Raw genomic sequence first — 22,262 nt, forward strand, 5'->3', positions numbered from 1 at the left:
CCCGCCCTCATATAGTACAGCTATCACGCAACCGAGTAACCAGCAGTTGTAATCGCTTGTTTAATTGCCACTTCGGATGCTTGAGTTTCAACGTTAACTAACTTTGTTTTCGGGTCAGTTTGAACCGCAGCAGTTGGGTCAATAGCTTTTATTGCCTCTGTAATCGTGGTGCCGCAAGCAGAACAAGCCATATTTGGAACTTTGAGTTCAAGTGTCATGTCGATTACCCTCTCAATAACTAATCTTATTTTGAATTCTCCTGTCTACTGGAGAGTCAAGGGGTTTGAGAAAATTTTTTGCCGAAATTCTCTAAAAACTTACGTAAAGTAAGCCTGCCAATGATTTCAGCTTCAAGAGCAGGTTGCAGTTATTTGTGTCAAAAGCCAAAACAAACTAAAAATTTCATCCTAATTTCATTTCAAAAATTTCATCATTATTTCATTTTCATATAATATACTAAAAGTTGAAAACATCTGACTAGATTCTTAGAGATACTGTTTTTAGGCTTTTAGCTCTACTAATATGTTAGGGCTAGAAGCCTTTATTTATATTGATTTATCCGCTTGAAATTAAATGATAACTTCCAACACAGCCTGTAAGAGGGTAAAACTGGCATCCTTAGCCTTTTGAAAAATTTTTTGTGTCCCTCTTGACTCTCCAGTTAGGTGGAGCATTTAAGGTAGTTTGAAACGAGATTTAGTTATTGAATCATACACCTAACTCTACCTTTATCACGCTACTTAGCAAGGAGGAAAGATGGCTCTTGTTTGGCTTGTTTTACGGAGATCAAACAGGGAATACTCAAACAGAAGCCGAACTTATTCAGAAAGAGTTTGGTAGCGACAGTATTGTTGATATGAGGTAAGTCTTATGAAGATATTAATGAGCGCGCTTGTTACTACTGCAACTTTATTATTTGCACAAAGTTGCTCAACATCACCCAATAGTCAAGAACCGATAAAAGCAGTTTCAGCAGGAGAGCAAAACCATATGCATTCAACACAATCAGGAAATCATCAAGGACATTCTACGTACAATTCAGATCACACAAAAACACCAACGACTCAGGCAAAACTTACACTTCCAGAAACGGTTACAGTCAATACCTCTGTTCCGTTAGTAATTGATATTACAGATGCAACAGGAAAGCCAATTAATAAGTTTGATGTTTCCCATGAAGAACTAATGCATTTAATCATAGTTAGCGATGACCTTCAGTTTTTTGCTCACCTCCACCCACGTTATGAAGGCAATGGTCGTTTTACTGTCGAAGCTAAATTACCATTACCGGGAAATTACACGCTATTTAGCGACTATAAACCCACTGGAAAATCGACGCAAGTCTCGACTCTCAAAGCTCAAGTAAGCGGTGAAAGTTCATCTTCCCCAAACGTAAACTTCAAACGCAGTCAAATATTTAACAATACTAAGGTCGATTTACAGTTACCTTCCGAGACGGTTAAAGCGGGTGAGGAAGTTGCTGTCACATTCAATCTTGTTGGTGCCAATAATCAACCTGTCACAAATTTGCAGCCTTATATGGGTGAATTAGGACATTTGGTAATAGTACGTCAAGGAACCTCACTTACCTCTGCTGATTATATCCATGCTCACGCAGTCAAAAATCAAACTCCCGGACAGGTTAAATTTATGACCAGCTTTCCAGAACCTGGACTATACAAGCTTTGGGGACAGTTTAATCGCAATGGCGAAATTATCACGGCTGATTTTTGGGTAAAGGCAACCTAAAAAAAGCCTTAGCTTCAAATTTCTATAAATTTTACATCGCTCTAACTGTTTAGTTATGGAATCTTTTGAGTCTCAACATTCAAATAATGATCGTTCGTTGACACCAAAGTTAAAACCGGGCTTCTGGGCAATGTTAGCCTTAGTTCTACTTGGTGGGGGTGTTGGGTTTTGGTGGTTTATGGCTCCGGGCAAAGAATCACCCCCAACAGTAGCTGGGCAACACCCAGCAACAAAGGTACAAGTTACAACATTGCAATCTAGCACTATAGAGGAAAGTGCAGAATTTGTTGCAAATCTGGAGTCTCGTCGCTCTGTAACTTTGCGACCAAGAATTCAGGGTCAGGTTTCTCAAATATTTGTTCGGGCAGGAGAGAGAGTTAAAAGGGATACTCCTATTCTGAAAGTTGATGCCAAGCAGCAGCAAGCTTCTGTTGACAGTCGAATTGCAGCTTATCAATCAAGTCAAGCTGATTTAGAAACTGCTCAAGCAGAACTAAAAAGCGCCCAAGCAGATGCAAAAAATGCAACAGCAGCACTTAGAGCCTTAAAAGCTCGTCGAGCTTCTGAACAGTCTGATTTAAGACTTAATCAAAGCGAGTACGAGCGGTTCAATCAACTGTATAAAGAAGGCGCCAGCAGTTTACAAATTTTAGAACAAAGACGAAACAGCTTAGAGACGGCAAAAGCCAAGCTTGCTCAAACGGATGCTGACATTGCAGCGCAAGAAGCGATGATTACTAGGGCACAGGCAGTAGTTTCTAGGGCAAAGGCTACAATTGTTAAGAACCAGAGGTTAGTTAATCAAGCTAGGGCAAATATTAAGGAGCAGGCAGCGGAACTTCAGTTTTATACAATTACCGCACCGTTTGCAGGAATCGTAGGTGATATTCCTGTTAAGGTAGGTGATTTTGTTGATACGTCTACTCAGTTAATAAGCGTTTCTGAAAACGGTTTATTGGAGGTTAATATTTCGGTTCCTGTGGAACAGGTGGCTCAATTGCGGTTAGGAAGCGATATAGAGCTAGTAGACGGTCAAGGGCGTAATATTGGCACTAGTCGTATATTTTTCATTGCACCCAATACAGCAAATCAAACGCAATCTGTACTTGTTAAAGCTTTGTTGGATAATTCTCAACTAAAACTGCGAACCGACCAGTTTGTTCGAGCGCGGGTAGTTTTGGCTCGGCGCCCTGGAGTCCTGATTCCCACAAGCGCCATAACTCGTTTAGCCAAAGAAGCGTTTGTGTTTGTAGTTGAGGAACGCTCATCGCAGTCTGCCCAACCTCAATTTATAGCTCGGCAAAAACCTGTTGAATTAGGCGGTATTGAAAATAACCAATACCAGGTCATTAAAGGATTGCGACCTGGAGAACGAATTATTACCTCTGGTTTACTCGGTTTAAGAGATGGCGCGCCAATTATTCCTGAACCAGAAAAAAGCAATTAATTACTGATGTTTCTTTGTGCTGTTTAACTATGTTCGCAGATTTTTTTATTAAGCGACCCGTTTTTGCAATCGTCTGCTCCTTGATAGTTTTAGTGTCAGGACTAATTAGCATACCAACGTTACCTATAGAGCAGTATCCAGACATTAGCCCAGTTCAAATTAGCGTCACTGCTAACTATGTTGGCGCCAGTGCCCAAATTGTCGAGGAAACCGTAACATCGGTTTTAGAGCGACAAATAAATGGGGTCGAAGGTATGAGATACATGAGTTCGACCAGTAGCAATGATGGTACTAGTACAATTACGGTTACTTTTGAGCAGGGTTATGATATTAATGTTGCAGCTTCTGATGTACAGAATCGTGTTTTGTTGGCACAACCTAAACTGCCAGAAGTGGTACAACAAACAGGAGTTGCGGTAACAAAACAATCAAGCGGAATTGTTTTAGCGATGGCGTTATACAGTTCTGACGACCGCTACGATGATACTTTTATTAGTAACTATACTGATTTATATGTGTTAGACTCTCTTAGACGTATAAATGGTGTAGGGAATGTTCTATCCTTTGGAGAACGTCGTTATGCTATGCGAATTTGGCTTGACCCAAATCGTCTTGCTAGTCGTAATTTAACGGCTCAAGATGTAGTGAATGCGCTGAATCAACAAAACTTACAATTAGGCATTGGTGCAATTGGACAACCACCCGCTCCCGAAGGGCAAAAGTTTCAAATCGATTTGCAAGCTGTTGGAAGATTACGAGAACCCGAGGAATTCGAGAATATTATTCTCAAAGCTGGAAATGATGGAACGCTTATTAAACTTAAAGATGTAGGGCGCGCAGAACTAGGTGCAGAAAATTACAGTACATTTGCTCGGTATGATGGTCACATCTCTGTAGGCTATCAAATTATTCAAATTCCTGGTAGTAACGCTTTGGAAATAGCAAAAGCGGTCAAGGCAGAAATGGTAAGGCTAGCAAAGAATTTTCCCCCAGGATTAACATATGAAATCCCTTATGATTCTTCGCTATTTGTTGAAGCATCTTTCTGGGAAGTTGTCAAAACGTTAATTGAGTCTATTGTACTAGTTGTGGGAATCATTTTCCTTTTCTTACAAGATTGGCGCACTACTATTGTTCCTGCAATTGTAATTCCGGTTTCGTTAATTGGTACTTTTGCATTTGTCAAAGTATTTGATTTTTCGCTTAATAGCTTGACTTTATTTGGTTTAACCTTGGCAACTGGGATGGTTGTCGATGATGCCATTATTATTGTTGAAGACGTAGTTCGTTTGCTTGAGGAAAAAAATATCACTCCACGTCAAGCGGCTTCTGAAGCAATGCACGAACTGTTTGGAGCAGTGATTGCAACCTCACTAGTTCTCATGGCTGTTTTTGTTCCAGTTGCTTTCTTTCCAGGAACAACAGGACAACTATATAAGCAATTTGCGCTAACAATTGCATTTTCAACCACAATTTCCACATTTAACGCTATTACATTTACTCCTGCGGTATCCGCAATGTTACTACGTCGGGGACAACAACCGCGCGGTTTGCTTGGCTGGTTTTTTGCAAGGGTAAATGACCTTTTAGACTGGATGCGCCGAGGCTATCAAAGCATTCTCGGCGCCGTTACCCGCTTTAAAATAGTTGTGTTACTGTTATTTACTGTGTCGTTGGTATTAACCGGCTGGTTGTATATGCGTGTTCCTCAAGCATTTTTACCAGAGGAAGACCAAGGCTATTTTGTAAACTTGATTCAAGGACCTGATGGCGTTTCGTTAGACTACACTCGCTCGGTCGTGATGAAAGCCGAAAAGGAATTGCTCAATGTTCCTGAAATTGAGGGGGTGTTTGCAATGGGTGGCGTTAGTTTTAGCGGGAACACTCCTAATCGTGGGTTAATTATGACTCCTCTCAAATCTTGGTCAGAGCGAAAAAAACCTGAGCAATCTGTATCAGCAATTCTCAACCGGGTACGGGCGCCGTTAATGGGAATTCCTGAAGCACCTGTTCTAGCCGTCAACCCTCCAACTATTCAGAGTCTCGGCAGTGTAGGTGGCTTTGTGTTTCAATTACAAGACCGAGGAGATCAAAGCAATCGAGATATTAATGCATTAGATAAAGCCAAAAACGAGCTAATTAGCCGCGCGAATCAAACCCCTGGATTACAAGGAGTCTTTAGTACCTATACTGCCAACGCACCCCAGTTAATGGTTGAAGTACAGAGAAGTAAAGCAGAAGCTCTACAGATTCCAATTGATGAAATTTTCAACACCCTACAAACGTTCATTGGTTCGCGCTACGTAAATGACTTCAACGAATTTGGGCGTACTTATCGTGTTTACGTTCAAGCTGACTCACAATTTCGCTCGAATCCAGAAGATGTTGGTCGTTTGTATGTGCGCTCAAGACAAGGAAACATGATACCCCTCAGCAACGTTGTAACGATAAAATCAACAACTGGGGCACAAACAATTAACCACTACAACCTTTATCGCTCGATTGAAATTAACGGAGCAGCAGCTCCTGGTTTTAGTTCTGGGCAAGCAATACAGAAAATGGAAAAATTAGCGGCTGAGGTTTTACCCGCGAATTTTGGTTTTGAATGGTCGGGTATCTCCTTGGAAGAAGTGGAGTCTGGTGGTATTGCTCCAATTATTTTTGGCTTAGGAGTATTTTTTGTTTTCCTGGTGTTAGCAGCGCAATATAATAATTTTGTCGATCCTTTAATCATTATGCTCGCGGTTCCCTTAGCAGTCTTGGGAGCTTTGTCTGCTCAATCTCTACGAGGTTTGTACAATGATGTTTACTGCCAAGTTGGCTTGGTCATGCTAATCGGGTTAGCTAGCAAGAATTCGATTTTGATTGTAGAATTTGCCAACCAGCTACGAGAACAGGGACTTTCAATTACGGCAGCAGTGGTACAATCTGCACAAGCACGATTACGCCCTATTCTCATGACAACAGTTTCAACCTTAATCGGTAGCTATCCACTGCTTATTGCAACAGGAGCGGGATCTGCTAGCCGACTGTCATTAGGTACAGCAGTTTTCGGTGGAATGTTTGTTTCTACATTCTTGAGCTTGTTTGTTGTGCCAGTACTTTATATCATTATTATTCAGATTCGCCAACAGTATGGGTTGTCGAAAAAAGTCTATCCGCCAAAAGTGGATGCTCACTAGTGGGATATGCAGCACCCTAAGATATGAGGGAGTATTAACTTAACTCTATTAAAACCCAAAAAACCTAGAAAAAATCTTATCGCTCTGACTTGACTCTCCAGTAGGGGGAATGTTTTACATTTAATTTGGATTTTAAATTGCTGTGAAAGTCACAGACACATGGAGGATACATTGATGGAAATGAATAATCCACGTCAAAAAGCTAGATTGGCGATGAAAGATTCAGTACCTACTTCTTTGTGGTCGGATAATGAGAGCTTTATTACTAACTTACGCTCTAGTTTGAAGTATCATCCAGTTGCAACTCATCCAATCATTGCGACCCTAAATCAGGGAGCCTTTGATCGGGAACAGATGAAACGCATTCACCTTGAGTACCGTCATGCAATTGTGCAGATATTTACAGATGCCCTTCTGATAGCACAATATCAAACCCATAAGTTGGAACAGCAACTTAAACCTGGTAGCAAAATGTATGCCCGATTCCTTCTCACCCTAAATAATCTGGACGAGTTTGGCTTTCAGCCTGGTTTCGATCAGTATGGCTACTACCAAGGCAATCCCCATAAAGCCCATTATCCTCTGTTTGAGCGTGTACTTGATGAACTAGGAATTAGTCTTGAGGAACGACAGAGGTATATTCCTAGCAAAATTGCCAGTCAGGTGCGAAAGTGTCTTGAGGATTCCTACCATGATTTAAGCTCAATCACCAGTTTGCTTGCAGTTGCAGAACAGGAAGTAGTTCTGTTTAGTGCGCCTCTGCGTGAAAACATCAAAGCGATAGGAATAAATGTTACTACAGGGTATTATGTCTGTCATGGCACTAGTGATGATATGCAGGCTGAAGCCAACGACGACACCCATGAAGATGACCTTTGGTACGTCCTTATGCAGGCGATCTCTCCCGCGCAATACGATGACATTACTAAATTATGTCAGAAATACTGTGACTTGTGGGTCGAATTTTGGGATGCTCAAATGAATCTTTTGATTGGATCTTCCAGTAGGCATAAAACAACAATGCTAGCATGATAGTGATACTGATTAAAATTGCCAAGAGATTTGGTAATACGAAAATTAAGCAATTCATCCCACCCTTCCCTTCTTCAAAGGGCGGGATTATAAGCAAAAAGACTTCTTCTAGATTACGTAAAATTTAGGTGTACCTCATGATTGAAATCAAGGAAATAAACCAGCGTGTACGTGATGTTTGGAATGCAAATGCAGAATGGTGGGACAATCAAGTTGGTGATATAGACATCGCCCATCAATACGTCGTTAACCCTGCAATGGAAACACTTCTTGCAATTAAACCTGGTGAGCGGGTGCTTGAAATTGCTTGTGGCAACGGTACCTTCGCACGCAGTCTGGCTCAGTTAGGAGCATCGGTTCTAGCTTGCGACTTTTCAGAGGAACTTTTGAAACGTGCCAAAGCTCGGACTATAGATACACACGGTAGCATTGAGTATAGACTCCTAGATGCGACTGTTCCAGATCAACTCGCTTCTTTGGGAGAACACTCATTTAATGCTGCAGTAGTGTCAATGGCACTTATGGATATGGCAAACATTGAGCCTCTCATACGAGCTTTTAGTCGCCTGCTTGTTACCGAGGGACGGTTTGTATTCTCAGTTACTCATCCGTGCTTTAACTCGCTAGGAACCCAAACTCAATGGCTTGGTACGGAAGGTGTTCTAGTAAAAGATTACATAGAACCAGCAATAGGGGATGAAAACGCCAAGCCAGGTCAACCTATACGTCATCCCTTCTTTCATCGACCATTGTGGCACTTGTTTGGGACTTGCTTTCACGCAGGTTTTATTCTTGATGGTCTCCTAGAGCCAGTTCCCCCAGAGTGGTTGCAAAATGACCAACCAGACAAATGGAAGCGCTATTCTCGAATTCCACATGTTATGGTAACTCGGTGGCGTTTGCTCAAGCAAGAGCAATAAGAGATGAAAAGTGCGTACCACTGAATTAGTAATTTCTCAGCCAAAACAGTAACTAGGTTTCAACTCTTCTAGCCCCTTAAATACCTAAATTTAGGGGGCTTGAAACTCCACTTCTCCCATAAATTAAGAGCTAATACCGATTTAATATGAAGCTGCAACAAATCAAATCCCCCAACCCCCCTTAATAAGCTACGGTGTACACACCAGTCTTAAAAAGCCCGCCTCGTATAGTTTAAGTCTTATTAGGTAAGCATTTCGCGGCGCCGGATTTGATATTACCTTACACTAAATGTACAGGAGGAATTAATGTCACAAGTTGATAATATTTTGGACTTTTGGTTTGGAAAAAAAGATGAAGAGGATTACGAAAAAGGTCGCGCGATTTGGTTCACTAAATATCCAGATATAAATTTTGATCGGGAGATTCAAGTCCGCTTTATGGAAGACTATAATAAGGCAGCGGCGGGTAAACTTGACCAATGGAAAGAAACTCCTCATGGCTGTCTGGCGTTGATTCTCCTACTCGATCAGTTTCCACGGAATATGTTTCGCGGTAATCCCCAAGCTTTTGCAACAGATCCACAAGCGCTTTTTTTGGCTCAGTATGCGATCTCCAAAGGCTTTGATCGTGAGCTACTAAAAATTCAGCGCTGGTTTATCTATTTACCTTTTGAACACAGCGAGAATCTCGAACATCAGCGACAGGCGGTTGAACTGTTCCGTCAACTTGGTAACGATCCAGACAGCGTATATATGACCTCATCCGCTGTCCAACACTTAGAGGTAATTGAATGCTTTGGACGTTTTCCTCATCGCAACGCTATTTTTTGTCGAGCCACAACCCCAGAAGAGGCAAAATTTTTGGAGGGGCCAAATTCATCGTTTTAATGCTCGCCAAATTATCTATTCAGTGGAAGGATAATTTCTCTTTAAATCACAACCTATCTATAAGCTAAGTAGGTACGCCAAATTATTTATATTTCTTTTTGCTGTTTACTTTACTGAATAAATAATTCAGAATTCAGGAATATATAATTAATTTTTCACAACCCCTTAACTGGATAAAAGTTGGGAGTAAATATTCTTCAAATGCAAGTTGTAATATCCATATTTGATAAAAACGGAGGAATGAATGATCAAACTATTCGATTATGAGTTATCGGGGAATTGCTATAAGGTACGGCTTATGTTGTCACTGCTTGGGCTAGAGCATGAGATTGTACCTGTCAATTTCATTGAAGGTGAGCATAAGTCTCCACTTTTTTTAAAACTAAACCCGCTTGGTCAAGTACCAGTTCTAATTGATGATGATTTAGTCATTCATGATTCCCAGGCAATTCTGGTATATCTCGCACGACGCTATGGTTGTGAAAACTGGCTACCGATAAAGCCTGAGTCTATGGGTAAAGTTATGCAGTGGTTATCTATCACTGCTAACGAGATCCAACATGGTCTTGCTACAGCTAGACTACACTTCGTTTTTAACCTGAAGATAGACCTAGAGTTGGCGCAACAAAGAGCAGATATGATACTCAAAGTTTTGGACGAACATTTGCAAGAGCGGAACTGGCTTGAACTTGATCGCCCAACAATTGCAGATGTTGCTTGTTACCCATACGTTAAGCTAGCACCGGAGGGAGGTATCTCTTTGGAAGCTTATCCAAATGTAGTTGCTTGGATTGACAGAATAAAGAAGCTTAAAGGTTACGTTGGCATACCAGTGTCGGTGGTGACAATACCTTCGCCAAAATCAAGAGGTGCTAATTTATGAGGAGGGCTTTCTGTAGTAAAGTTGCTTTATCATAACAATAACTTAAGTATTATAGAAAGCCCATGCCAGACATATAGGGCTACTATTTAATCTTTGTTGGCGTAGCCTGCGCTTTACATTTACAAAATTAGGTATGTAGGGTAGAATGGCACTTACGAAGAGCGTTCCAGACAGGGTGAATGTATTGGTTTATTAGCTTATAGCGAGCGGTGCGGCGATTTGGACTGTCGGATAAGCAATTATTGTTGGTACATATCAGCTTAATCAAAAAGTGGTAAACCATAATTTTTGACAAATTAAATCTTACCACTAATTAGCAAAATAAATACATCTATACTATTAGTTTTGTAACTATACCCTGAAAACTTTTGGGTATAGTTACATCACTTTGTGCCATAGCATTAATCTTTTTGAATAATCGGGCAAATTATTGTTTCTGTATTTTTAGTTACCGCTTCCCATCCTGAAAGAAGACCTTGTAACTCCTGCTTCAAAATCAGGAGTTCTTGAATTCGCTTATCAATTACTACTAGTTGATATTGCAGTTTTTCTTTTATATGGTCGCAAGGTAAATTACCTTGATCGTGAACTTCCAAAAAATATTTAATTTCTAATAAACTTAACCCAAGACTTTGAGCGCGTTTAATAAAATGTAGGCGAGATAAAACATCAGAGTCAAATAATCTAAATCCACCTTCAGTTCTCCCTGATGCTTTTAGCAAGCCTACTTCCTCGTAATAACGGATAGTTTTGATTGGAACGCCACTTTCTTTGGCAACGGTGCCTATTTGTTTTGTTTTTTCTTGAAGTAACATAACGCACACCTCTACAATATTTTAAACCGTCTAGTTAACTGATGGTCAATAAAAGAGCCAATTATTTGCTTTTTATGTTATTCATTTTTCGCCTGGTTTTATTCCTCCGGGGTTAAGCAGTGGAGGAATAAATTAATTAGCAAGACAGAAAAATCCAATCTCACGCAACCGAATAACCAGCAGTTGTAATTGCTTGTTTAATTGCAACTTTGGATGCTTGGGTTTCAACGTTAACTAACTTTTTTTTCGGGTCAGTTTGAACCGCAGCAGTTGGGTCAATAGCTTTTATTGCCTCTGTAATAGTGGCACCGCAAGCAGAACAAGCCATGTTTGGAACTTTGAGTTGAAGTGTCATGTTAATCACACGAGTTAGAACTAATCCTATTTTGAATTCTCCAGTGGACAGGAGAGTCAAGGGGTTTGGGAAATTATTTTTGACTTTATAATCCGAATAATCCAGAAATTACGTGGACTTGAAGCCAGTTAATCATTTCAGGCTTTACAGCAGATTGCAATTATTAGTGCAAAGAGTTAAAGCAAAGCAGAAATTTCATCCTGATTTCATTTTTGGATGAGAAACTGAGTATAGGCTTCCCTATTGGAGACTCAGAGTTCAATTCACTTTAGCTATGATGGTTTACCAGTACGTAAGCACTGTTGATAATTGTCTACTGCTTACGTACTAGTTGGCTGTCATGAAGGGCGCCTTTGTTACTTCTGGAATATGCTTGTTATTGTACGTTTTTTAAATTAAATTTGTTAATTGGAGAAAAAATGAAGCGTATTCTGACTGCACTTGCCATCACCTCTACTCTCGTTATTACTGCTGGTTGTGCAAGCGAAGTAAACAGTAGCCAGACACCAAATAGCAGTGCAACTGCTGTCGCGGATGCGAATCCTCACGAAGGTCATAACATGGGTGATTCCAAAACTTCTGGGACAGAGGAAAATTCTCACTCTGGTCATGGGGGTCATTCTGGTAACTCTAAATTGGCGCCTGCAAATGCAATCGCTAAACTGACTGTTCCAACAAAAATAACTGAATTGGCGCCTGTAAATTTGGCGATTGATATAAAGGACAAAGAAGGAAAGCCAATTGCCAACTTCGATAAATTCCAAGAAAAATTAATGCATTTAATTGTTGTCAGTGACGACCTTCAGTCTTTTAATCACATTCATCCTACATATAAAGGAAACGGACGCTTTGAAGTTCAAGCCAATTTTCCACAACCAGGTGGTTATACACTGTTTAGCGATTACAAAGTAGCTGGGAAAGCCGAACAAGTTTCAACGTTACAAGTTAAAGTTCCCGGTACAAACCCAAATCCGCCAAAAATTGATTTAGCTACTACTAAAACTTTCGGTAATACTAAAGCCAACCTAAAACTGTCTCAACCAAGTATCAAAGCTGGACAAGAAGTACACTTAATTTTTAACTTATTAGATGCTGCAAGCAACCAACCACCTAAAGATTTACAAAATTACTTAGGTGAAAAAGGACATTTAGTCATCCTCAAACAATCATCCCCGCTAACCGAAGCAGACTATATCCACGCTCATGCGATGAAAGATACTCCTCCAGGTGAAATTCATTTTATCACTAGCTTTCCTCAACCAGGTAAATACAAGATGTGGGGACAGTTCAATCGCAACGGCAAAATTATTACTGCAGATTTCTGGGTTGATGTCCAATAGTTCTACTATTTATGCTGTATTTCATCTTAATTTCATTTTGATTTTCTAAAATAGAATATAAAAACATGTTTTTCATGTTCCTCATGTTTTGCAAATCCCCATAGCTTTATAGGTGTAGACATTATTTTCGTCTGCTTACAACTATAAAGCTATTTTTTATTAAAGTTAAAATTACATTATAGATTTCATCTTGATGTAATAATGGTCTGTCAAACTAATTAGTTAAGGGTTTATTCGCCAAAGCTTTTGCAATTATTCTTTTTACAGATATATTTATTGGTTATCATTCTCCCTATGGTTGGGAAATAATCTTGGGGAATATTTTAAGCCATTATGGTTTACCAGAAAATAAACGCTTTATTTCACTTTTTATAGCTACTGTCCCAGTTATCATGGATACTATTTTCAAATATTGGATTTTTCGCTACCTCAACCGCAGTTCCCCTTCAGCAGTTGCTACCTATCGCAACATGAATGAATAAATTTTGTTGTATTCTGGGCTACATAACCTTTTTAAAGCTAGACAAGATAAATAGAAACTGAAAATATATAGCAATCCGGCGCCATTTGTGAGCAAATACTGAAAAAGCTTTGAGCTATCAATACATGGTCAAAATTCTAACTTTGCGCGCGTTGTACGAATATGGTGTTTTTTCATAAATCATTTAGGATTGGTATAGTATTACGTGTTGTAACTTTTATTACAAATTTCATCCTGATTTCATTAACTTACCCTTTATTGCCTTTTTGATAAACAATTGAGAATATTTATTAGGAAAGCGAGCATAAAACAAGCTTTACTATGCTTATAGGAGATAACTTGTGACCGATAAATCAAAAATGAATGACATACAACCTATTCCTTTAGGTTCAACAGCTGCCGCATTAATCTCTGCGGCTATGGGATGTTTAGCAATGTCAATTGCCCATCAAGCTGCTACTCAATCTAAAGCTTTAGAAGCACTTATTAGTAATTTGGCAGTTTGGATACCTGATTCAATCGAGATTAGTTCGTATCCTGGTATAGAAATTATAGGATTAGTAATTTGGCTTATTAGTTGGTTTGTTCTAAATCGGGTATGGAAACAGCGTGATTTATCCCTGATGCTTGTTTTAACTGCATTTATGGGGATAATCGTCTTATCAACTATCATTTACTGGTTTTCTATAGAAAACAATATTAGCTCTGCCTTACTCATGCATTAAATATTTTCAACTGAAACTCATCTTGCATCTTAACTTTTCATGGGAAGAACAAAGAGCTAGTTATTGAAGTCAAAACCTCCATGTTAGTGATTGTGAATATGGGTTAGCCCACAATCAAAGAGGTCATTTAACCGTCGATAATTTTTTACAGATGTAAAGCTGCTTTGCTTGTTTGAAAGTATCTTATTTTGCAAAGCAGTATTTTATTGTCTTTATTTTCCAAGTTTCTTATAAGCACCGACACGTTACACTATCAACACTGACGTTTTGCTCTAGCTCGAACAAAAACATTTTCGCGCACAAGCCAAAATTTCATCTTGATTTCATCATAAGGTGCCAAGCTAGTTAAAGAAGGATTCATTCATCAAGGGTGAATCGCTATTCTAGTTGAAAGTATTTTTGATTATAGCAGTCAAGATGATGCGAAAGTTAATTAATGTTGGTGTATTGACTATAAGTGCTGTAGCTATTATCTCTACAGGTTATGCAACCGCTAAGACAAATGATACTAAGTCTAATAATACTGAGAATAATACGCAATTATTTCCAACTCGGTGGCAGCTTGTTAAACAAACTTTTCAAATACGTGTACCTAAGCATGGCAAACCTTTAAAGCAGCTAATAGTCGAAACTCCCTCTAATGTAGCTGTAAGTAATGATATCAGCGTATTTGATGATAAAGCTCAAAAAGTTAACATAGATATTTCTGTTGATAATAAAAAAATCATCATTACTTTTCCAGAAGCGGTTACTTCTAGTACTAGTAAGATTTTAGTCTCACTGAATAGAGTGCAACAACCAACCGATGCATCCGGGACTGTTTACAATTTATTAGCTAAAGTCATTGGAAGCGATGTAGAAATCCCTATAGGTCAAGTTCGATTTCAAAAATTTTAGAGAACTCGTATAAATTTCACGTTGATTTCATTTTTACGTGTCAGACTAATAAATAGAGGTAGAAAACCTTTTTGGTTAAACGCCTTTAAATATGAAAATTAGTCAACTGTAAGCCAGTTATTAACTTCACCTGCTTTTATGAAAGTTTTAGTATAAGGTGATTGATTTTGGTCTGACCATATTTTTAAGTATTAATTGATAACAGGTTTATCATTAAGAATGAGTCTGAAACATTGCTAATTTTATTGATTCAATAAGGAGCGGATATGAAAAAATCACTAATTTACACTGCTATAGGCGCCATTACTGCTACGTTTTTTATTCCGATAAGTTACGCAAGTGCTAAAAATAATAATGGTACGTTTCCCCATATTGATGGTAATTCACAATTTCCTCCAACTCGCTTTTCAACTGTTAGGCATACTTTTCGTGTGCATATCCCAAAAAATAGTTCAAGTGTTTCTCAGTTAGATATTGAAGTTCCAAATACTTTAACTTGGAGTAATAATGCTAATGATATTGTAGTAACGAATGAGAACGGAAAGAAAGTTAACGTGAGTATTTCTACTACTGGCAAGAGTATACTAATTGCATTTGCGGAACCAGTTGCTTCTGACACTAAGTTAGAAATTGATATTAAGAATGTCAAGCAACCATTTCGTGGTAATGGGCCTATCTATAATATCAAAGCTAAACTGGCTGGCAGTTCTACAGAAATGTTTATAGGTACAGCAAGATTTCGTATAAATTAATTTTCCCATTTTTTCAAAAAGTAATTATTATCCTAAATTATTTTGTTTTAACAAGATAATTTAGGATAATTTTTTAGTAATTTTATTAGAAATTTTTACAAGTAATAATCAAAATGTATATTGAAAAAAAATAAAATTGATACTTGAAATTTCATGCTTAGTTCATAAACACCTATCATAATAATAAATATAGAGGCTATCAATTAACTAGATTAAACCAGGAGAGTAGAGATGAATAAATTAATTTATGCTACAGCTTTTACATTAGTTATTGCATCTACAGTTCCTTCTGCTTGGGCAAAAAGTCCAAATGATGCGAACATAACTCATTTAGGGAAAAGTGCTGCTGTTCCTCTAGATGCTTTAGTTCCAGATGCTACTCATAAGTTTGATGTTCATGTTCAAGGCAAAGCTCTTTCAGAACTAACGATTGATATACCAGAAGATGTAAGTTTTAAAGGAATTACAGTTAAAAATAAATCAGGTCAAAAAATTCCTGCGACAGTTTCAGTAAATGATAAAAAAGCAACAGTAGCATTTTCAGAACCTGTAGCACCTGGAAACTCATTAACAATCTTTATGAATGGCGTGAATGCTACTAACACTTATGACTATAGTCGGACTTTGCATTATCGGGTATCTACTAAAATGGTCGGTATGAATGGAGATATACCCCTAGGTTTAGCTAGAGTTCAAACTTATCGCGACTAAGTTGCAAATAAGTGAGTTAGTAATCGTAGGGTAGGATGTGAATTTAACCTACCCTTGTTAACTTCCCGGTTTCATCTGAAGTAACCAAGTAATTTACCTTTAAATTCTGTTTTGTGATTTTAGCTATGAAGACAATAATCATCCGTAGTGCATCTATTTTTACAATTCCTTTAGGATTGGCTTTGTTTAATGCTGTTTTTAGTACTGCTGTTTACGCACAGTCACAAGAATTACCCAACACCAGTACACAACAGCAAAGTAGTTTCAGCAGGAGTGCATGTGACTCTGTTCCCCCAGCTCAACCGACTGGTGGAGCAACCTCTCTAAGACTCCAAGTTTTACAACAGTGTTACAAAAATACTCCACGAGGCGCCATACAATCAGCCGCAGGAGGTTGCGAGTTACCTGCCGCAAGACCGACTGGTGGAGCGACTGTAACAAGAATGCAAATGCTGCAAGAATGCAACAGAAAAATGTTGCAAGGCAGTAAATAACTACCGATTTATCAATTTTATCAAAATCACTAGTATTTCATCTTGATTTCATAATTAGGTGTCATCATCTAATATTAGCCACTCAGTATACTCCCTGCAAGCCTTTTTCATTAATTGGCTTTTCTACACTACACCACACTTACTTAAGCTAAGTTACGCAGGGAGTATACTGAGTTTTTCTTATATTAATAGTGATATTGATTATTTCTTTTATTTTTCTGAATTGAATGTTATTTAACTAACAATTAGTGATATTATACTGAATTTAATTTAAAACAATACTTTTCATCCTAATTTCATATTTAGCTGTAAAGATAATAAATGGGTGTAAAGCTAATTGTTCAAAAATTATTTGTGAGTACAAATTTGGTTATCCTGCTACATTTTAACCAAATAAGAATTGATCTGTTCTAATTTTCAGTAAGAGAGTAATGAAATGATTCATGATTCAATAGTAAGCTGTATTGGCGAAACACCGCTAGTTCGTCTGCGCCGATTATTTCCTCAAGAAGGTCTTGATGTAATTGCAAAACTAGAGTTTTTAAACCCGGGTGGTAGCGTTAAAGACCGTCCCGCTAGATTTATTGTAGAAAAGGGGCTGCAAGACGGTACTATTACAAACAAAACTCATTTGATTGAAAGCACATCTGGTAATTTAGGTATTGCACTAGCAATGATGGCAAGGCTTTATAAGCTTTCCTTCACCTGCGTAGTAGACCCAAAAATATCACCGACTAACTTGCAAATTCTGAGGCAATTAGGCGCCAATATTGATATGGTACAAGAGCCAGATGACCAAGGAGGATATCTGAAAACGCGAATTCAGAGAGTGCATGAATTACGCAGGATTATTCCTCACAGTTTATGGGTTAATCAGTATGCTAACCAACTGAATTGGCAAGCACATTACAATGGGATTGGTGGCGAAATAATTGAGAATTTAGATGGTAATCTTGATTGCCTTGTCATTGCTGTTAGTACTACAGGAACAATTTTAGGAGTAGCTCGGCGCCTACGTGAAAAGTTTCCCAAATTACGAGTTATTGCTGTTGACGCTGCTGGTTCTGTAATTTTTGGAGCTAATCCTGCACCTCGTGAATTACCTGGTATTGGTTCGAGTCGTGTTCCTGAACTCTTAAATAAGGCGGAAATAGATGAAGTCGTCTATGTCGATGATTTAGAATCGATGCGAGGATGCCGTGAATTAGTGACAAAAGAAGGTATTTTTGCTGGTGGTTCATCTGGTTCTGTAGTTGCCGCTATCCAAAAACTTCTTCCTACTTTTCCAAAATATTATCGCGTCCTGACACTATTTCCAGACCGGGGTGAACGCTATCTTGATTTAGTTTATGACGATGCTTGGGTAGCAAAAATTCAACGTCGTACAATGGAAGCTCAGATTCAAATACCGCCAGTGCTTGCTTAAAAAAGTCTCCTCGCTAATTAAGTCATTAAGTTATGAGTTATGAATGCTCTTTCCAAATTCTTAGCTCATAACTTTTTCTTCGGATATTTCTAAAAAACCACCTTAAGGATTGTGAATGTTTTTTCTAACAAATTTTCAAGGAGAATTAGCAGCGTTAGGAGTAGCGTTTTTATGGGCGCTTACTTCAATAGTTTACAGTAAACTGGGTAAAAAAATTCCTCCTTTATTGATGAATTTAAGTAAAGGAGGGATTGCGATTGCTTTGATTATCTTTACAATTCTACTCAGTGGTCAGCAGTTACTACCAAGCATAAACGTAATCCCTTTTATACTCTTAGTTCTCAGCGGTGCAGTTGGAATTGGTATTGGTGATACTGCTTATTTTTCTGCATTGAACCGCTTAGGGGCACGCCGCACACTACTACTGAAAACGTTGGGACCACCTTTCGCTGCAATTGTATCTGTAGTATTTTTAAAAGAGCAACTTTCATATACGGCTTGGATAGGCATTTTGTTAACTGTTTTAGGTATTGCTTGGGTAATTAGCGAACGAGCTACAAGTGCCACGAGTACAAATAAACAACTCTATCCTGGTATCGGTTTTGCCCTTCTTTCTGCCTTTACAGATGCATTAGGTGCCGTTTTTTCTCGTGCTGCGCTCACTGACACAAACGTTACTCCCTTATGGAGCGCAATGGTGCGACTGATAGGAGGAGCATTAATACTATTATTTTGGCTAATGCTAGAACGGAAACCAGTTGGCATACCAGTAAAAGAATTACGTTCTGGGAAGCTATTGGGTATTATTGCTTTATGTGCATTTCTTAGCACTTATTTAGGATTTTGGCTACAACAGATTTCCCTCAAATTTACTACTGCTGGTGTTGCTAAATCTTTAGGTGCTACAAGTCCACTGTTTGTAATCCCAATTACTTTCTTTTTGGGTGATGTCGTTTCTACACGGGCAATTCTTGGTGTACTTGTTGCTGTTGCGGGGGTAGGGTTATTGTTTATCTACCGCTGATTTAAAATTTATTTAGACATAATATTACCAGGGCTGCAACTCCATTTTTATACAAGTGCTTTATATAAATTAACCCTAATGGCAAACTAGAAACAAGTCGCGCTATATGTACCACAAAAAGTTTACCACCGTCGCGAACATTAGTACTGTAATTTTCTGCTCATAATAGCTAATATTTCATCCTGATTTCATTTTTACCTGCAAAGATGAGTAATAGCCCTGTAGACTCTTTGTTTAAAAAATTGGCTTTGACAACTCCTCTAACACCAATTAGGCAAAAGAGTCTATGGAGTTTTCCTTAAACAACGTTTTTTAAGAAAAATGTAAATTTATGTAGTTTTGTATACAAATACCTTTTTAAAATCTAAAAATTTCATTCTAATTTCATCAAACCCTGTCAAGCTATTTTTTAGGGGGATAACCCAGTTAGTAATTATGCTTATTACACAAACCAACAACGAAACTTTAACTACTCAATTAGATATGCGGGTGTTGCTAGTCGAAGATGAACCGGATTTAGGAGCTGCAATCAAACGTACTCTCAAACAGCAGATGTACTTAGTTGATTGGGTAATGGATGGTACAGAAGCGTGGGCATATTTAGAACAAAGCTCGGCAGAATATACTGTAGCTATTATTGATTGGATGCTTCCAAGTATCACTGGCTTAGAATTGTGCAAAAGAATACGTCGAAAAGGAAATTCTTTGCCGATTTTAATGCTTACGGCTAAGGATAGAATGGAAGATAAAATTGCTGGTTTAGATGCAGGCGCCGATGATTACTTGGTAAAACCTTTTGGAATGGGAGAATTACTGGCAAGGTTACGAGCTTTGCAGCGTCGTTCGCCACAGTTCCAAACCCGACAACTTACTGTTGGTAATCTTAGTCTAGATTATAGTCGCAGTGCAGTTGTAAGCCAAAATGCATCCGGAGAAAAACAAGTAATTTCTCTTACTAATAAAGAATTTCAACTGCTGGAATATTTTATGAAGCATTCCAACCAAATTGTTACTACCGAACAAATTCGTAATCAAATATGGGAAGTGAATGCAGAAACAGGTAGCAACGTAGTAGCAGCACAAATACGCTTGTTGCGTCGCAAGCTAACCAGCAGTGGTTGCATTAACCTAATTGAAACTTTACACGGTTTGGGATATCGACTTAACTCTACTGATGAATCAGAATAAACTTTTTCGACTAACTCGCGTTCGTTTAGCTCTGTACTATGCCATTGTCATGGGTTTAATTTTAAGCCTATGTGCCTTCGGTTTTTACAGAGCAGTGTTCCATGCTCATGTGGTAGCTTTAGACAGTGAAATTGAGTCAGTAGCAGGAACACTCCACGATAGTCTCGAACTAAAACTAGAGCAACCTGGACGTTTAGAACCAATTGCACATCTACTATTTCCCAATATAGATAATTGTAGCACTGGGGCAAGTTGTATTCAACAACCACTAGATTCTAAACGTCATCTTTTAGGTATTGTCACTAAAAGTAGCTACTACGTGCGTTTTTTTGATACTTCGGGAAAATTGATTGCTACTGCTGGTTCTTACCCTTCCGGTTTACCTACTGTTTTTAATAAAAAAATTTGGCAATTTCTCAGAGATAGTAAGGGTGAAGATTATCATCAAATTACTGTAGCTTTACATACCCAGAGTCATCAAGATTGGGGCTATATGCAAGTCGGGCGAAGTTTGGAAGAGTTTAATGGTTATCTTGATAGTGTAAAATTAACTTTAGTATTGGGGTTGCCAATTGCAATGGTAATGATTGCAATTGCATCATGGTGGCTAGCTGGATTAGCGATGCAGCCAATATATCAATCCTATCGGCAAATTCAACAGTTTACAGCCGATGCAGCGCATGAATTGCGAACACCTTTAGCTGCAACAGGCGCCACAGTTGAATCAGCGCTTTTGGCACCAAAATTAGAAGAGGAAGAGACACGAGATATTTTACAAACTATACATCGTCAAAATCTGCGACTTACGACTTTAGTAGCTGATTTGCTAATGTTAGTGCGTTTAGAAAAACAACCTATTAAACAACGGGAACTATGTTGTCTAGAGGAAATTATTGACGATTTGATAGAAGAATTTGAAGCAATGGCAGCCGCAGCAGGAGTCAAGTTAACATCTGTAAAGAGGGCGCCAACACCCTTAAATATTATTGGTAATACCGACCAGCTTTATCGTTTGATATCTAATTTAATCGTAAATGCAATTCACTACACGCCCCAAGGAGGAGAGGTAACAGTATTTTTAAATAGAAGCGACCATTATGCTGTAATTAAAGTTCAGGATACAGGTATTGGTATTCCACAGAAGGAACTTACTCACATTTTTGACCGCTTTTACCGTGTTTCAAGCGACCGTTCTCGCAGTACTGGTGGTTCAGGATTGGGTTTAGCGATTGTAAGCGCGATAGTAAGTGTACATAAAGGTAAGTTAAATGTAGAGAGCGAATTGGGTCTCGGTAGTATTTTTACAGTTCAATTACCTTTGGATATCACTGCTATGAACGATAAAAGTTCTATGTTTTTACTAAAAAAATTGTATCGTCGCGTGAGCAAGCCAAAGTAAGCTGACTTGACAATACTTTTGACTTGGTTATAAGTGCCCACATGCTAGAACATTTACCAAACTCAACTGCCGGACTACAGGAAATGGTAAGGGTGTTACGTCCAGGGGCGCCATTAATTATTGCGGTAACACGTCCGGGACTACTCGGTTTTTGGCTAGAATCGCGTTGGGGTAACAGTTGTCTTGCTCCGAATACTTTAGCAAAGATGATGGAAACCGTTGGACTAACAGACATTTATTTGTGTCCGTTTACTTTCGGATTGTCCCGTTACACAAGTATTGTATGTGTGGGAATTAAAAGCGAATAAAAATAGATTGTGATATTGATCTGCAAAATAGTGCTGTGCGGTAGCCATATACAGGTATGAATATAACTGTGAAACTGCGAATATTTTTTCTTTAATACGCAATTTACATCTCAAGTATTTTATTTTAAAAAAAAAGTTTTATTTTTTGCGAACACAATAGATAAAAGAGGTTGCAATACCTAAAAGTAATGCATAAGCTGACTATTATTAATTTGAACTCATTGTTAAGTAACTTTGAGTTCTGCT

The 22,262-nt window shown here is 38.4% G+C and carries 20 protein-coding genes and 3 pseudogenes; 20 read left to right on the forward strand and 3 right to left on the reverse strand.

Features of this window, described 5'->3' with window-relative positions; genetic code table 11:
* Positions 1-23: 23 nt before the first annotated feature.
* Positions 24-218, reverse strand: coding sequence for a heavy-metal-associated domain-containing protein (locus DSM106972_RS33915; protein ID WP_127084824.1), 195 nt, complete (start codon positions 216-218; stop codon positions 24-26).
* Positions 219-763: 545 nt separating this feature from the next.
* Between DSM106972_RS33915 and DSM106972_RS54095 the strand changes: the two are divergent.
* The 8 genes and pseudogenes from DSM106972_RS54095 to DSM106972_RS33955 form a co-directional block, all read left to right on the forward strand.
* Positions 764-859, forward strand: a pseudogene (locus DSM106972_RS54095) (flavodoxin FldA); the annotation flags it as partial.
* Between the two features lie 11 nt (positions 860-870).
* Positions 871-1,749, forward strand: a complete 879-nt coding sequence (locus tag DSM106972_RS33925; protein WP_170213622.1) for a DUF8832 domain-containing protein — start codon at positions 871-873, stop codon at positions 1,747-1,749.
* A gap of 55 nt (positions 1,750-1,804) precedes the next feature.
* Positions 1,805-3,196, forward strand: a complete 1,392-nt coding sequence (locus tag DSM106972_RS33930) for an efflux RND transporter periplasmic adaptor subunit (protein WP_127084825.1) — start codon at positions 1,805-1,807, stop codon at positions 3,194-3,196.
* A gap of 29 nt (positions 3,197-3,225) precedes the next feature.
* On the forward strand, positions 3,226-6,378 hold the full coding sequence (locus DSM106972_RS33935) for an efflux RND transporter permease subunit (RefSeq protein ID WP_127084826.1): 3,153 nt from the start codon (positions 3,226-3,228) through the stop codon (positions 6,376-6,378).
* Between the two features lie 174 nt (positions 6,379-6,552).
* A complete protein-coding gene (locus DSM106972_RS33940; RefSeq protein WP_127084827.1) occupies positions 6,553-7,410 on the forward strand; it encodes a heme oxygenase-like domain-containing protein in 858 nt (285 codons plus the stop codon).
* Between the two features lie 137 nt (positions 7,411-7,547).
* Positions 7,548-8,330 carry a class I SAM-dependent methyltransferase gene (locus DSM106972_RS33945; protein ID WP_127084828.1) on the forward strand — a complete coding sequence of 261 codons (783 nt, stop codon included), beginning with the start codon at positions 7,548-7,550 and terminating at the stop codon, positions 8,328-8,330.
* A gap of 306 nt (positions 8,331-8,636) precedes the next feature.
* Entirely contained in the window at positions 8,637-9,218 is a 582-nt protein-coding gene (locus DSM106972_RS33950) for a DUF924 family protein (protein WP_127084829.1), read from the forward strand.
* A 244-nt stretch (positions 9,219-9,462) separates the two neighbouring features.
* Positions 9,463-10,101: a glutathione S-transferase family protein gene (locus tag DSM106972_RS33955; RefSeq protein ID WP_127084830.1), complete on the forward strand. Its 639-nt coding sequence runs from the start codon at positions 9,463-9,465 to the stop codon at positions 10,099-10,101.
* Between the two features lie 401 nt (positions 10,102-10,502).
* On the opposite strand, the gene DSM106972_RS33960 is transcribed toward DSM106972_RS33955, so the two are convergent.
* Both DSM106972_RS33960 and DSM106972_RS33965 read right to left on the reverse strand, forming a co-directional pair.
* Positions 10,503-10,916, reverse strand: coding sequence for a heavy metal-responsive transcriptional regulator (locus DSM106972_RS33960; protein WP_127084831.1), 414 nt, complete (start codon positions 10,914-10,916; stop codon positions 10,503-10,505).
* Positions 10,917-11,076: 160 nt separating this feature from the next.
* Positions 11,077-11,271 (reverse strand): heavy-metal-associated domain-containing protein, encoded by a 195-nt coding sequence (locus DSM106972_RS33965; protein WP_127084832.1) that lies wholly within the window; start codon positions 11,269-11,271, stop codon positions 11,077-11,079.
* A 419-nt stretch (positions 11,272-11,690) separates the two neighbouring features.
* Between DSM106972_RS33965 and DSM106972_RS33970 the strand changes: the two genes are divergently transcribed.
* The 12 genes and pseudogenes from DSM106972_RS33970 to DSM106972_RS34025 form a co-directional block, all read left to right on the forward strand.
* On the forward strand, positions 11,691-12,611 hold the full coding sequence (locus DSM106972_RS33970; protein WP_127084833.1) for a DUF8832 domain-containing protein: 921 nt from the start codon (positions 11,691-11,693) through the stop codon (positions 12,609-12,611).
* A 236-nt stretch (positions 12,612-12,847) separates the two neighbouring features.
* Positions 12,848-13,093, forward strand: a pseudogene (locus DSM106972_RS33975) (CemA family protein); the annotation flags it as partial.
* Positions 13,094-13,433: 340 nt separating this feature from the next.
* Positions 13,434-13,817 (forward strand): hypothetical protein, encoded by a 384-nt coding sequence (locus DSM106972_RS33980; RefSeq protein ID WP_127084834.1) that lies wholly within the window; start codon positions 13,434-13,436, stop codon positions 13,815-13,817.
* Between the two features lie 417 nt (positions 13,818-14,234).
* Positions 14,235-14,714 (forward strand): hypothetical protein, encoded by a 480-nt coding sequence (locus DSM106972_RS33985; RefSeq protein WP_233787938.1) that lies wholly within the window; start codon positions 14,235-14,237, stop codon positions 14,712-14,714.
* A gap of 266 nt (positions 14,715-14,980) precedes the next feature.
* Positions 14,981-15,466 carry a DUF2808 domain-containing protein gene (locus DSM106972_RS33990; RefSeq protein ID WP_127084835.1) on the forward strand — a complete coding sequence of 162 codons (486 nt, stop codon included), beginning with the start codon at positions 14,981-14,983 and terminating at the stop codon, positions 15,464-15,466.
* Between the two features lie 231 nt (positions 15,467-15,697).
* The gene (locus DSM106972_RS33995) at positions 15,698-16,177 is read left to right on the forward strand and encodes a DUF2808 domain-containing protein (protein WP_127084836.1); all 480 of its coding nucleotides are present in this window, start codon (positions 15,698-15,700) and stop codon (positions 16,175-16,177) included.
* 125 nt (positions 16,178-16,302) lie between these two features.
* Positions 16,303-16,671: a hypothetical protein gene (locus DSM106972_RS34000; protein ID WP_127084837.1), complete on the forward strand. Its 369-nt coding sequence runs from the start codon at positions 16,303-16,305 to the stop codon at positions 16,669-16,671.
* Between the two features lie 436 nt (positions 16,672-17,107).
* The gene (sbnA, locus tag DSM106972_RS34005; protein ID WP_127084838.1) at positions 17,108-18,097 is read left to right on the forward strand and encodes a 2,3-diaminopropionate biosynthesis protein SbnA; all 990 of its coding nucleotides are present in this window, start codon (positions 17,108-17,110) and stop codon (positions 18,095-18,097) included.
* A 115-nt stretch (positions 18,098-18,212) separates the two neighbouring features.
* Positions 18,213-19,121 carry a DMT family transporter gene (locus DSM106972_RS34010; protein WP_127084839.1) on the forward strand — a complete coding sequence of 303 codons (909 nt, stop codon included), beginning with the start codon at positions 18,213-18,215 and terminating at the stop codon, positions 19,119-19,121.
* Positions 19,122-19,556: 435 nt separating this feature from the next.
* A complete protein-coding gene (gene rppA / locus DSM106972_RS34015) occupies positions 19,557-20,309 on the forward strand; it encodes a two-component system response regulator RppA (RefSeq protein WP_127084840.1) in 753 nt (250 codons plus the stop codon).
* Positions 20,296-21,708: a two-component system sensor histidine kinase RppB gene (gene rppB, locus DSM106972_RS34020; protein WP_127084841.1), complete on the forward strand. Its 1,413-nt coding sequence runs from the start codon at positions 20,296-20,298 to the stop codon at positions 21,706-21,708. The genes rppA and rppB overlap by 14 nt, the downstream gene beginning before the upstream one ends.
* Before the next feature lie 20 nt (positions 21,709-21,728).
* A pseudogene (locus DSM106972_RS34025) lies at positions 21,729-22,016 on the forward strand (methyltransferase domain-containing protein); the annotation flags it as partial.
* Positions 22,017-22,262: the final 246 nt, after the last annotated feature.

The organism is Dulcicalothrix desertica PCC 7102 (assembly GCF_003991905.1).
GTDB classification, from domain to species: Bacteria; Cyanobacteriota; Cyanobacteriia; order Cyanobacteriales; family Nostocaceae; genus Dulcicalothrix; species Dulcicalothrix desertica.

What these genes read in the sequence shown, in the direction of transcription:
- DSM106972_RS34000 (WP_127084837.1), top strand. Translation starts at nt 16,303, where the DNA reads ATGAAGACAATAATCATCCGTAGTGCATCTATTTTTACAATTCCTTTA.
- DSM106972_RS33935 (WP_127084826.1), top strand. Translation starts at nt 3,226, where the DNA reads ATGTTCGCAGATTTTTTTATTAAGCGACCCGTTTTTGCAATCGTCTGC.
- DSM106972_RS33925 (WP_170213622.1), top strand. Translation starts at nt 871, where the DNA reads ATGAAGATATTAATGAGCGCGCTTGTTACTACTGCAACTTTATTATTT.
- DSM106972_RS34010 (WP_127084839.1), top strand. Translation starts at nt 18,213, where the DNA reads ATGTTTTTTCTAACAAATTTTCAAGGAGAATTAGCAGCGTTAGGAGTA.
- DSM106972_RS33970 (WP_127084833.1), top strand. Translation starts at nt 11,691, where the DNA reads ATGAAGCGTATTCTGACTGCACTTGCCATCACCTCTACTCTCGTTATT.
- DSM106972_RS33930 (WP_127084825.1), top strand. Translation starts at nt 1,805, where the DNA reads ATGGAATCTTTTGAGTCTCAACATTCAAATAATGATCGTTCGTTGACA.
- DSM106972_RS33985 (WP_233787938.1), top strand. Translation starts at nt 14,235, where the DNA reads ATGATGCGAAAGTTAATTAATGTTGGTGTATTGACTATAAGTGCTGTA.
- DSM106972_RS33990 (WP_127084835.1), top strand. Translation starts at nt 14,981, where the DNA reads ATGAAAAAATCACTAATTTACACTGCTATAGGCGCCATTACTGCTACG.
- DSM106972_RS33915 (WP_127084824.1), bottom strand. Translation starts at nt 218, where the DNA reads ATGACACTTGAACTCAAAGTTCCAAATATGGCTTGTTCTGCTTGCGGC.
- DSM106972_RS33945 (WP_127084828.1), top strand. Translation starts at nt 7,548, where the DNA reads ATGATTGAAATCAAGGAAATAAACCAGCGTGTACGTGATGTTTGGAAT.
- DSM106972_RS33940 (WP_127084827.1), top strand. Translation starts at nt 6,553, where the DNA reads ATGGAAATGAATAATCCACGTCAAAAAGCTAGATTGGCGATGAAAGAT.
- rppB (WP_127084841.1), top strand. Translation starts at nt 20,296, where the DNA reads ATGAATCAGAATAAACTTTTTCGACTAACTCGCGTTCGTTTAGCTCTG.
- DSM106972_RS33960 (WP_127084831.1), bottom strand. Translation starts at nt 10,916, where the DNA reads ATGTTACTTCAAGAAAAAACAAAACAAATAGGCACCGTTGCCAAAGAA.
- DSM106972_RS33995 (WP_127084836.1), top strand. Translation starts at nt 15,698, where the DNA reads ATGAATAAATTAATTTATGCTACAGCTTTTACATTAGTTATTGCATCT.
- sbnA (WP_127084838.1), top strand. Translation starts at nt 17,108, where the DNA reads ATGATTCATGATTCAATAGTAAGCTGTATTGGCGAAACACCGCTAGTT.
- DSM106972_RS33955 (WP_127084830.1), top strand. Translation starts at nt 9,463, where the DNA reads ATGATCAAACTATTCGATTATGAGTTATCGGGGAATTGCTATAAGGTA.
- rppA (WP_127084840.1), top strand. Translation starts at nt 19,557, where the DNA reads ATGCTTATTACACAAACCAACAACGAAACTTTAACTACTCAATTAGAT.
- DSM106972_RS33950 (WP_127084829.1), top strand. Translation starts at nt 8,637, where the DNA reads ATGTCACAAGTTGATAATATTTTGGACTTTTGGTTTGGAAAAAAAGAT.
- DSM106972_RS33965 (WP_127084832.1), bottom strand. Translation starts at nt 11,271, where the DNA reads ATGACACTTCAACTCAAAGTTCCAAACATGGCTTGTTCTGCTTGCGGT.